General features: G+C 60.8%; 9 protein-coding genes. 3 read left to right on the top strand and 6 right to left on the bottom strand.

Annotated elements, in window-relative coordinates:
• The first annotated feature begins 431 nt into the window (after positions 1-431).
• A complete protein-coding gene (carB, locus tag NKJ32_RS34430) occupies positions 432-3,935 on the top strand; it encodes a carbamoyl-phosphate synthase large subunit (RefSeq protein ID WP_352830355.1) in 3,504 nt (1,167 codons plus the stop codon).
• Positions 3,936-4,114: 179 nt separating this feature from the next.
• Here carB and NKJ32_RS34435 read toward each other — a convergent pair whose 3' ends face one another.
• From NKJ32_RS34435 to NKJ32_RS34455, 5 genes are all read right to left on the bottom strand, one after another.
• On the bottom strand, positions 4,115-5,581 hold the full coding sequence (locus tag NKJ32_RS34435) for a hypothetical protein (protein WP_352830358.1): 1,467 nt from the start codon (positions 5,579-5,581) through the stop codon (positions 4,115-4,117).
• Positions 5,582-6,016: 435 nt separating this feature from the next.
• Positions 6,017-6,484, bottom strand: a complete 468-nt coding sequence (locus NKJ32_RS34440; RefSeq protein WP_352830361.1) for a hypothetical protein — start codon at positions 6,482-6,484, stop codon at positions 6,017-6,019.
• Positions 6,485-6,874, bottom strand: coding sequence for a DUF6152 family protein (locus tag NKJ32_RS34445; protein WP_352797521.1), 390 nt, complete (start codon positions 6,872-6,874; stop codon positions 6,485-6,487).
• Between the two features lie 349 nt (positions 6,875-7,223).
• The gene (locus tag NKJ32_RS34450; protein ID WP_352797523.1) at positions 7,224-7,712 is read right to left on the bottom strand and encodes a GNAT family N-acetyltransferase; all 489 of its coding nucleotides are present in this window, start codon (positions 7,710-7,712) and stop codon (positions 7,224-7,226) included.
• A complete protein-coding gene (locus tag NKJ32_RS34455) occupies positions 7,705-8,481 on the bottom strand; it encodes a transglycosylase SLT domain-containing protein (RefSeq protein ID WP_352797526.1) in 777 nt (258 codons plus the stop codon). The genes NKJ32_RS34450 and NKJ32_RS34455 overlap by 8 nt, the downstream gene beginning before the upstream one ends.
• A 207-nt stretch (positions 8,482-8,688) precedes the next feature.
• Between NKJ32_RS34455 and NKJ32_RS34460 the strand changes: the two genes are divergently transcribed.
• Positions 8,689-9,258: a methylated-DNA--[protein]-cysteine S-methyltransferase gene (locus tag NKJ32_RS34460; RefSeq protein ID WP_352567946.1), complete on the top strand. Its 570-nt coding sequence runs from the start codon at positions 8,689-8,691 to the stop codon at positions 9,256-9,258.
• Positions 9,259-9,311: 53 nt separating this feature from the next.
• On the opposite strand, the gene NKJ32_RS34465 is transcribed toward NKJ32_RS34460, so the two are convergent.
• On the bottom strand, positions 9,312-9,638 hold the full coding sequence (locus NKJ32_RS34465; RefSeq protein WP_352567947.1) for a hypothetical protein: 327 nt from the start codon (positions 9,636-9,638) through the stop codon (positions 9,312-9,314).
• A gap of 300 nt (positions 9,639-9,938) precedes the next feature.
• Here NKJ32_RS34465 and NKJ32_RS34470 point away from each other — a divergent pair, with 300 nt between their 5' ends.
• On the top strand, positions 9,939-10,151 hold the full coding sequence (locus NKJ32_RS34470; RefSeq protein WP_023678332.1) for a cold-shock protein: 213 nt from the start codon (positions 9,939-9,941) through the stop codon (positions 10,149-10,151).
• Positions 10,152-10,286: the final 135 nt, after the last annotated feature.

The raw sequence follows: 10,286 nt of genomic DNA on the forward strand, positions 1-10,286 counted from the left end.
AACATGATCCGCGTCGGTGCTTCCGAACGCTTCGAGATCACGGACCAGTTGGCGCTGGGAGGCTAGATAGATTCGAGACGCCGGCGGGACAGCGCCCCTCTCTGTCCTGCCGGACATCTCCCCCACGAGGGGGGAGATTGGCTGTTTCGCTGACGGCGCCTCTTTTTAAGGTTGGCGATTGGCGAAATCAAAGGTGAAGGCCGATCTCCCCCCGCGTGGGGGAGATGTCCGGCAGGACAGAGGGGGGCGCGACGGAACGAGACGCTTGTTTGCTCAGGCAGCCCCGCACAAAGCCGCATTTTAGGGGGTTACATCCGGCAAAACTCTTCCCTATAAGGCCCTCCTAGCCTGATACCAGAATCGCGAGCACAACCGGCCGGGTCATCCCGTCCGGCTTTTTGTGCAAGCCGCCCGCCGAACGGACCCTCGACATGCCAAGACGCACCGACATCAAGTCGATCCTGATCATCGGGGCCGGCCCCATTGTCATCGGCCAGGCCTGCGAGTTCGACTATTCCGGCACCCAGGCCTGCAAGGCGCTGAAGGAAGAGGGTTTTCGCGTTATCCTGGTCAATTCCAATCCGGCCACCATCATGACCGATCCGGAACTGGCCGACGCCACGTACATCGAGCCGATCACGCCCGAAGTGGTGGCCAAGATCATCGCCAAGGAGCGGCCGGACGCGCTGCTGCCGACCATGGGCGGCCAGACCGCGCTCAACACCGCTCTGTCGCTGCGCCGCATGGGCGTTCTCGACCGCTACAATGTCGAGATGATCGGCGCCGACGCCACCGCAATAGACAAGGCCGAGGACCGCGCGCTGTTTCGCGAGGCGATGAACAAGATCGGCCTGGAAACGCCGAAGTCGATGCTGGCCAACGCCACCGACGTCAAGAATGCCGACCGCAAGACGCACGAGGCCGAGCGCGCCGCGCTGAAGGCGGAAAAGCCCGAAAATCTCGACGCCGCGCTCGATGCTCTGGAAACGCGCTGGAACCTCGGTGAGGGCGACCGCAAGCAGCGCTATATCAGCCATGCCATGGCGATTGCAGCACAAGCGCTCGACCATGTCGGCCTGCCCGCAATTATCCGCCCCTCCTTCACCATGGGCGGCACAGGCGGCGGCATCGCCTACAACCGCGCCGAATTCTTCGAGATCGTCCAGTCCGGCCTCGACGCCTCGCCGACCACCGAAGTGCTGATCGAGGAGAGCGTGCTCGGCTGGAAGGAGTATGAGATGGAGGTTGTCCGCGACAAGGCCGACAATTGCATCATCATCTGCTCGATCGAGAACATCGACCCGATGGGCGTGCATACCGGCGATTCGATCACCGTCGCCCCAGCGCTCACGCTGACCGACAAGGAATACCAGATGATGCGCAACGCCTCGATCGCGGTGCTGCGCGAGATCGGCGTCGAGACCGGCGGCTCCAACGTCCAGTTCGCCGTCAACCCGGCCGACGGCCGTCTGGTGGTGATCGAGATGAACCCGCGCGTCTCGCGCAGCTCCGCGCTCGCCTCCAAGGCGACCGGTTTTCCGATCGCCAAGATCGCCGCCAAGCTCGCCGTCGGCTACACGCTGGACGAGCTCGAGAACGACATCACCGGCGGAGCAACGCCGGCCTCGTTCGAGCCGAGCATCGACTATGTCGTGACCAAGATCCCGCGCTTTGCCTTCGAGAAATTCCCCGGCGCCGAGCCGGTGCTGACCACCTCGATGAAGTCGGTCGGCGAGGTCATGGCCATCGGCCGCACTTTCCAGGAATCGCTGCAGAAGGCGCTACGCGGGCTGGAAACCGGCCTGACCGGGCTGGACGAAATCGAGATCCCCGGCATCGGCCACGGGAACGCGCCGGCCAGCCATGTCGATGACCGCAACGCCATCCGCGCCGCCTTGGGCACGCCGACGCCGGACCGGCTGCGCATGGTGGCGCAGGCGATCCGCATGGGCACCTCGCTGGAAGACGTGCACGCCATGTGCAAGATCGACCCGTGGTTCCTCGAGCAGATCGCCGGCATCCTCGCCATGGAGGATCGCATCCGCGAGCACGGCATCCCCGAGGACGCCGCCAATCTGCGCATGTTGAAGGCGATGGGTTTTTCCGACGCCCGCCTCGCATCCCTGGTCAGGAAGGACGTCGAAGAGATCCAGAAGATTCGCGACAAGCTCGACGTTCATCCCGTCTACAAGCGCATCGACACCTGCGCCGCCGAGTTTGCTTCGCCCACCGCCTACATGTATTCGACCTATGAGGTCCCCTTTGCCGGCGCGCTCGCGAACGAGGCGCAGGTCTCATCGCGCAAAAAGGTCGTCATCCTCGGCGGCGGCCCCAACCGCATCGGTCAGGGCATCGAATTCGACTATTGCTGCTGCCACGCCGCGTTTGCGCTGCGCGACGCCGGCTTCGAGGCGATCATGATCAACTGCAACCCGGAGACCGTGTCGACCGACTACGACACCTCCGACCGGCTCTATTTCGAGCCGCTGACGCCGGAGGATGTGCTGGAGATATTGCGCGCCGAGAAGGCGTCCGGCGAGCTGGTCGGCGTCATCGTCCAGTTCGGCGGCCAGACGCCGCTGAAGCTCGCCGATGCGCTGGAGAAGGCCGGCATCCCGATCCTCGGCACCTCGCCCGACATGATCGATCTGGCCGAGGACCGCGACCGCTTCCAGAAGCTGTTGCACAAGCTCGGCCTCAGCCAGCCGAAGAACGGCATTGCCTATTCGGTCGAGCAGGCCCGCCTTGTCGCTGGCGAGCTCGGCTTCCCGCTGGTGGTGCGCCCGTCCTATGTGCTCGGCGGCCGCGCCATGCAGATCATCCACGATGAGAGCATGCTGCAATCCTACCTGCTCGACACCGTGCCCGGCCTGGTGCCGGAGGACATCAAACAGAAATATCCCAACGACAAGACCGGCCAGATCAACACCCTGCTCGGCAAGAACCCGCTTCTGTTCGATACCTATCTGTCGGGCGCCATCGAGGTCGATGTCGATTGCCTGTGCGACGGCAGGTCGACCTACGTCTCCGGCATTTTGGAGCATATCGAGGAGGCCGGCATCCATTCGGGCGACAGTGCCTGCTCTCTGCCGGTGCATTCGCTGCCCTCCGAGCTTGTCGACGAGCTCGAGCGCCAGACGGCAGCGCTTGCCCGCGCGCTCAATGTCGGCGGGCTGATGAACGTGCAATATGCGATCAAGGACGGCACCGTATATGTGCTCGAGGTCAACCCGCGCGCGTCGCGCACCGTGCCCTTCGTCGCCAAGACGATCGGGCGGCCGATTGCGAAGATTGCCGCCCGCATTATGGCCGGCGAAAGCCTGGAAGACGCCTTCGCCCATTACGGCGCCATGCCCGACCCACGCAATCCCGGCCACATCGCGGTCAAGGAAGCGGTATTCCCCTTCGCTCGCTTCCCCGGCGTCGACATCCTGCTCGGCCCGGAAATGCGCTCGACCGGCGAGGTCATGGGCCTCGACCGCGACTTCGCGCTCGCCTTCGCCAAGAGCCAGCTCGGGGCGGGTGTTGATCTTCCCCGCGCGGGCACGCTGTTCGTCTCGGTGCGCGACGAGGACAAGAAAGGCATATTGCCGGCGGTCAAGCGCCTCGCCGGCCAGGGCTTTAAAGTGCTGGCCACCTCGGGCACCGCCCGCTTCCTCGCCGAAAACGGCGTCGCGGCCGAAAAGATAAACAAGGTGCTGGAAGGCCGCCCGCACATCGAGGACGCCATCCGCAACCGCCAGGTGCAGATTGTCTTCAACACGACTGATGGCCAGAAAGCGGTATCGGACTCAAAATCGCTGCGCCGGGCGACGCTGATGCAGAAAGTGCCGTATTACACGACGCTATCGGGGGCTGCTGCGGTGGCGGAGGCGATTGCGGCCCTGAGGGCGGGGAGTTTGGAAGTGCGACCGTTGCAGGAGTATTTTGCTTAGGCGATTAGCCAAGCTCTCTCCCTTGGGGGAGACAGCCGACAGGCTAGAGGGGGCGCTGCCGGCAATAAGGCCCCGCTTTGCTTCGCTCAGCCATTTCACAGACTTGGGGCGGCAAAAAACGAGCAACTCGAAGGCATCGCTCGGATCAGAACACAATAACTCTCCGCAGGCACAGCGACTTATTTTTTTTCACCTTCGATAAGAACTAAATTAGGCTGCCTTCTGGTAGATGTCCTATCCGTCTTTTTTGAAGATGGGCCAGAGCGTGATCTTCGGATAGTTTTCCTTATCAACTTGTATTTATTTGTTTCCTGAGGAACATATTTGCGGCCAAATAACTTTTCAAATTCGGCTCTAAATGGCAGGTCATCCCGAACGTGGACGAAGACAGGCCACTCTTCCAGAGTATTGCCATCCCATTCGCCGCTCTGAGAAAGTCTCCGCATATACGACAAAACGGTAGCTATGTCGCCCCTTATCGCCGCCACGCTTATCGCAAATTGGTCACTTACGATTGTCCAATCCTCAGCGTCTAAGGTCTTCATTGCTTCGGCCTCTCGACCGTCCAGCTTGTAGGCGTTCGCCAAGTTCACGATGTCCATACGCCTTCTAGCCTCTACCGTCTTTCCCCGCAAACCGTTCACGGCGAAGTCGAGCACTGCAGACGCCAGCTTGTATTCCCCACGCTCGATCAATTTGTATCCAAAGTCCCCAAGAGAATCGTCGGCTAGAGCTGTTTCCTTTTGGTGCAACTTTCTCCAAGATACCTGAAGTATTTTCACTCCGAACTCGCAAATGTTATCCAAAGAAGCCTTAAAATATTTGGGAGACGCGAACAATTCATCGCCCTTCTTCATTTTAACAGCTTCGCTCCCTGACGCGTTAAGGCTCTTAATATAAATGTCATTTACAAGTCCATTTGCGTGGGCAAACAGATTCCTCCTCTCTATTACCTCAATTAGGCTAAGCCAGTTAGCGTAGTCATCCTTTATTTTTCTAGCGATATTCAGGCGCTTTTCTATCCAATCAATTTGATCTTCGAAGGAACTTCGTGTTACACTTTCAATCTCTCGATCAAGCAAGAAATCTTTGAACTCCTCAAGTGACCCAGACTTAAAAATATCTCTAACCGATATAGTTTTGTCACTGTCGGAAATCATTGCAGGAAATTTCTTTAGTATTTCTTTCATTATCTGCGCGAGATAATGATCAAGGCTTCCAACTATTCCTATTAGCAACATTTTTGGAACTTGTTTTGATACAAGCTGAGCAGACTTTCTTCGGACTTCTATCGATCGATACTCAGAGTAATTGTTAACGCCAATTTCAAATATGTCACTCTGGTCACGACGTATCGTATTTACGCTGTTGCTTTCACAAAACTCTGTGAGTTCGGCATTCTGGATTCCATCAGTGATTACTGACCCTATAATTGCTATGAAAGGAAGTATATCCATGTATCCTAACATAGATTCGCAAAACAGATCGAAAATAGTTCCGAAATTTGTTCCAACATTTACCTGATCTATCGTTACATCTTTGCTAATTTTCTCCGGGAAATCTGCAGAATTTGATAACGCATGGCCTAAATTCTTTCCGTTTTCGCCTCTATATAGGCAAATATAGAAACTTTGGCTATTTTCCATACCGCTTCTCGCTATTTTAGATCTAATTCAGCAATTTCTTCAGCCGAGCGCCTGCGGACGGCTTCCGTTCCCAACCTTGGTGTCGAGAAAAATTTTGTTGGGACGGCGATCTACTCGTCGCTCGACGAATGGCGCTCGCTCAACAAACTCACCCCCATTTTTACGATTTGAGGACCAGTTTACTTGTAACGCAAGAGAAAATTATTGCTCGCTCATGAGGAGACCGCTCTCATAGTGGCAGCATCCCCATACTGCAGCTGCTCCCGCCAGCTCTGCGTCCTGCTCTCAGGAGTAAAGCAAATCCGTCAGATCACAGGATGTTGCAGGGGCCGAGTGCGAACGGTCCTTGGCAGGTTGGGGCGGCGCGAACCCCGTTCGGAGCCTCAGAATGGTAGATGCCGTCGGCATCGCGGTGGGGACGCTCCCTTGCTGGCGTCAGAGAGACCCAATAAACCGTCCGGCGAACAGCACGGACGTCCACAGCACCAGCGAAAGCACAGCCAGCACGGCCGCGGCCCCACCAACCGACTCGTCACCACCCTTTGCGCGCCAGACGCGCATGAAGACAAGGAAGTTGGCGCCGGCGAGAAGGATGAGAACCATCTTGGCGAAGAAGATCGGCATTGCCGCATACTCGCTCGCCCTGACCGAAAACAGCAGCGACCCAGTAACTAACGCACCGCCGAACGCGGCCAATGCGGTGCGGCGCAGCAGCGCCACGAACGGCGCCTGCGGCAGCGAGCGGAAGGCGCCCAGGATCCTGAGGTCCATGAGCCAGACGCTGGTCAGCAGAGCGCCGATCGACAGGATGTGGAGCGCATTGACGATGGGGTAGGCGACGAAGGAGGCCTTCAGTCCCCGCGCGAAGGCGAGTTGCTCGATGCCGGCGAAAAACCCGTCCATTCAAGCCGGCGGCACGCGGTCGGGATAGACGTCATAGGTCTTGCCGCCGACGATGACGCGGACTGCCTTCATGCGTTTTTCGCTCTCGTCGCGCGAGCGATGGCCGATCGCGGTCACCTCGTCGCCGACCTTGGCGACCTCCTCGGTGAAGCCGGCGGCGATCGTGCGGGACGGCGGCGCCATCTCCACTCGCCAGGCCTCGCCCTCCGCGTCGACATCCAGCGTGGCGTGCGGATTGCCGATATAGATGGCCATTATCTTGCCCTTGAGCTCGAAGAACCCGTCCTGCGTCCACGACCAGCCGTGATGGGCATACGCCGCGGTGGCGGCGGCAAGGATCACCGCCGCTGCCAGCGTGATGCTTCGCATCTTGTTGAAAGGCGACTGCATCGCTCGTCTCCTCGTTCCGGCACTAGAGGGTAGGTCAGCGCGCCGCAGCGTCAAATCACATAAGGGCCCTTGGGTCGCTGCGCTCTACAGCCATGGCAACGGCATGGATCCTAGGGTCTGCGCTCCCGCTTCGCGTTCGCTCCGCCCTAGGATGACGAAGCGCGGGTAGGCTTCTGGCCAATCTCCAACGCCCGCGATTGGCCTTTATGCCACTGTGCCCTTCGTCATCCTAGGGCGGAGCAGGAGCGAAGCGACGTCGCGGAGACCCTAGGATCCATGCCGTTACCTTTGAGCGTCGCAGCCTCAGCTGAATATCAACACACTTACCCGAAGCCAGCTTTGCCCCGCCTCACCCCGCCCAATCCACCTCGACCATCCCCAGCCGCTGATAGAGCCTGACGGCGGCGGCGTTCTCCACCGTATTGGTCTTGAGATCGACATGCGCGGCGCCCCGCGCGCGAAACTCGGCGAAGGCGTGGCGCATCAGCGCCTCGGCGATGCCCTTGCCGCGTGCCTCGGGATGCACGGCAAGGTCCTTGACGAAAGCCCGCGTCCAGCACAGCGCCGCGCCCGCCAGCCGGCCCTTGCCGTCGATGACCAGGAAACACAAAGCTGGGTCGAATTCCGCGTCGCCCGAAATGCGCGGCCACCATTCGTCGAACGGCCCGTCGGCGCCGTCGTCGAACACCGCGGTCAACAGCGTATGCAAAGCGAGTGCATCGGCGGCTTCGAAGCCGCGCATGAAAAAACCTTCGGGCCAGCGCGGCGCCAGAAGCGTGTCGTCGAAGATCTTGCGCAGGCGGATGTCGTTTGGCGCCGGCGGGCGCGGCTCAGGCATCGGGCTGCATGCGGCGGCGCAGGCTATCGCTGCCGAGGCCGGTTTCGCCCAGCATCCCCTTGCGCTTGGCGTCGTAATAATAGCCGCTCTGGTAGAGCCGGTCGGCGCGCTTGGGGTTGCCGCCTGAGACCAGCCAGGCGCCGCGCAGATATTTCACCGCATATTTCAAATTGGTCTCGGCATTGAACAGGCCGCTTGCCGGCCCGTCATAGCCCATGCCGCGCGCCGTCGCGTGCTTGATCTGCATCAACCCCCAATGGCCGTGATTGTAGGCTTTCGGGTTGAAGGTGCTCTCGCGGTTGACGACGCTGCGCACCAGATCGACCGGCACCTGGTAAAGCGCGGAATATTTCTCGATCAGCCGCTCGATCTCGCTGCGGCCGCCGGCGTTCGACTGACCCTCGGTGGGGTCGGTCGCGGCCAGAACGGCCGGGTTCTGCGGCACCGTGTAGGAAACCGGCTGAACGCCGGGCATGGCCGCGGTCTGTTGGCTGACCGGCATGGCGACGGCTGGCGTCGCGGTAACAGGCTGGGCATTGGCGGTCATGACGGCGGGGGTAGTTGCCGCCAGCGGCGTCGGCCCGGCAAAGGCGGCGGCCGGCTCGATCGGCAGCGCCGCTGTCTGGGCGACGCCGGACGGCTCCGGCAGCACCGAAACTGTATCGGGCAGCGCCAACGTAAAGCCGGCATCGGTATTGGCCGTATTTTCGGTGAAGGCCGGCGTCGGGGTCACCGGCGAAGTCGAGGTGCAACCGCTGAGAGCGGCCACGGCCAACACCGCCACTAGGACGGGAAAGAGAAATTTTGCTGGCAAGCCGCGCTCGGGTCCGGTTCGTCGGGTGTTAAGAAGTCCTTACACCAGCATCTTTCCCCGGGCAATCCGCGGCATTCGACCGTTTTCGGGTGGCGAGCCGGGCCGGGAAATGCGATATTGTTCTGGATTTGTACTTCGAAGGATTCCGGAAAGGAGCACGCCATGGACGCCTCTCATGCCACCGCCGGCCACGCGGTCTTCGAAACCGTGCTCGGCTTCATGGGCATCGCCTGGAGCGAAGCCGGGCTGACCCGGCTCTGCCTGCCGCAGCGCAATCGCGACGCGGTCGAGCGCCGGCTGCTACGCCGTGCCGCCGCCGACCAAGCAGCGAAGCCCGAGCCGCAATGGGTTGCCGAGCTGATCGCGTCGATCAAGGCCTATGCCGCCGGCGGGGATATCGATTTCTCCGGCGTGCCGGTCGATCTCAGCGGCGTCGACGAGTTCCGCCTGGCGATCTATGATGCCGCGCGAAAACTCGCCTTCGGCGAAACCACCACCTATGGCGAACTGGCCAAACGCGCCGGCCATGCCGGGCTGGCGCGTGAGACGGGCGCCGCACTCGGCGCCAACCCGGTGCCGCTGGTCATCCCTTGCCATCGCATCCTTGCCGCCGGCGGCAAGATCGGCGGCTTTTCCGCCCCTGGCGGCTCGGCCACCAAGGAAAAGATGCTGGCCATGGAAGGCGTGCGCGTCGGCCCGCCGCCCCCGGCGCAGGTGTCGTTCGGGTTTTAGGTGTGCTGATATTCAGGTGATGCCGGTACCCCGGCGCACCCATCTCGACCAGCCTAGTCCGGAAGCAGGCGCCGGCGGAAGCGCCGATCGAATTCCACCCGCTTGCATTTATAGACGGTGCACGAATTCGTATCGGCACTCGGCACGGAGGCCCGCGCCCTGACCTCGCCGATGTCGCAGAATTGCTGGCTCCGCACGTAACGGTCGTAGAGCGCCAGCCCCGGCACGCGCGCCGATCTGTAGCGCAGGATGACCGCGCCCTCGCGCGCGATCGTCGCCTGCACCTTGCCGCAGCTCATACGGGTCGGGTCGTAGCGCGAGACGGCCTGCGCCTCGGAAGCCACCAGCGTCAAGCACGCGGTAAGCAGAACGATTTTCATGGGCCCTCTCCCCAAAACCCGGTCGCGCCCGAAGCCGACGCGATCCTCCCGGGTCAGGCGCGCAACAGCGACGCTCTCACGCGATTGGGGCGGCCGTTGGGCAGCGTTGCCGCCGCGCCATTTTCCGCCCCGTCTTGTTTTTTGCGCGAAAGCATATTATATGCGGTCCATTGATATTTCGGCCGATCGATCCGGGCCTCGCGATATTCGCGTTTGCTGACGTTCTATCTCCAAAATCTCGATACAAACCGGCTGGGTTTCGGTCCAGTCAAACTAAAGCAAACGTAAAGGACTATCGAAATGGCAACAGGTACGGTCAAGTGGTTTAATTCCACCAAGGGTTTCGGCTTCATTCAGCCTGACAGCGGCGGCGCGGACGTTTTCGTTCACATCTCCGCAGTCGAGCGTGCTGGACTGTCGACCCTGGTTGAAGGCCAGAAGATCAACTTCGAGATCGAGCAGGACCGCCGCACTGGCAAGTCGTCCGCTGGATCTCTGAGCAAGGCAGCCTGATTTTGCGAATGGCGCGCCCCCGGCGCTAACCCAGGGCGCGCCGGCAATCACAGCGGTTATATCCGTGGCGCCGGAAACGCCGCCGGCGGACAAACCCCCCCCAACCCCCCCACCAGATATAAAGCCCCCCCCCCA

Source organism: Mesorhizobium sp. M0159 (genome assembly GCF_040322295.1).
Taxonomy (GTDB): Bacteria; Pseudomonadota; Alphaproteobacteria; order Rhizobiales; family Rhizobiaceae; genus Mesorhizobium.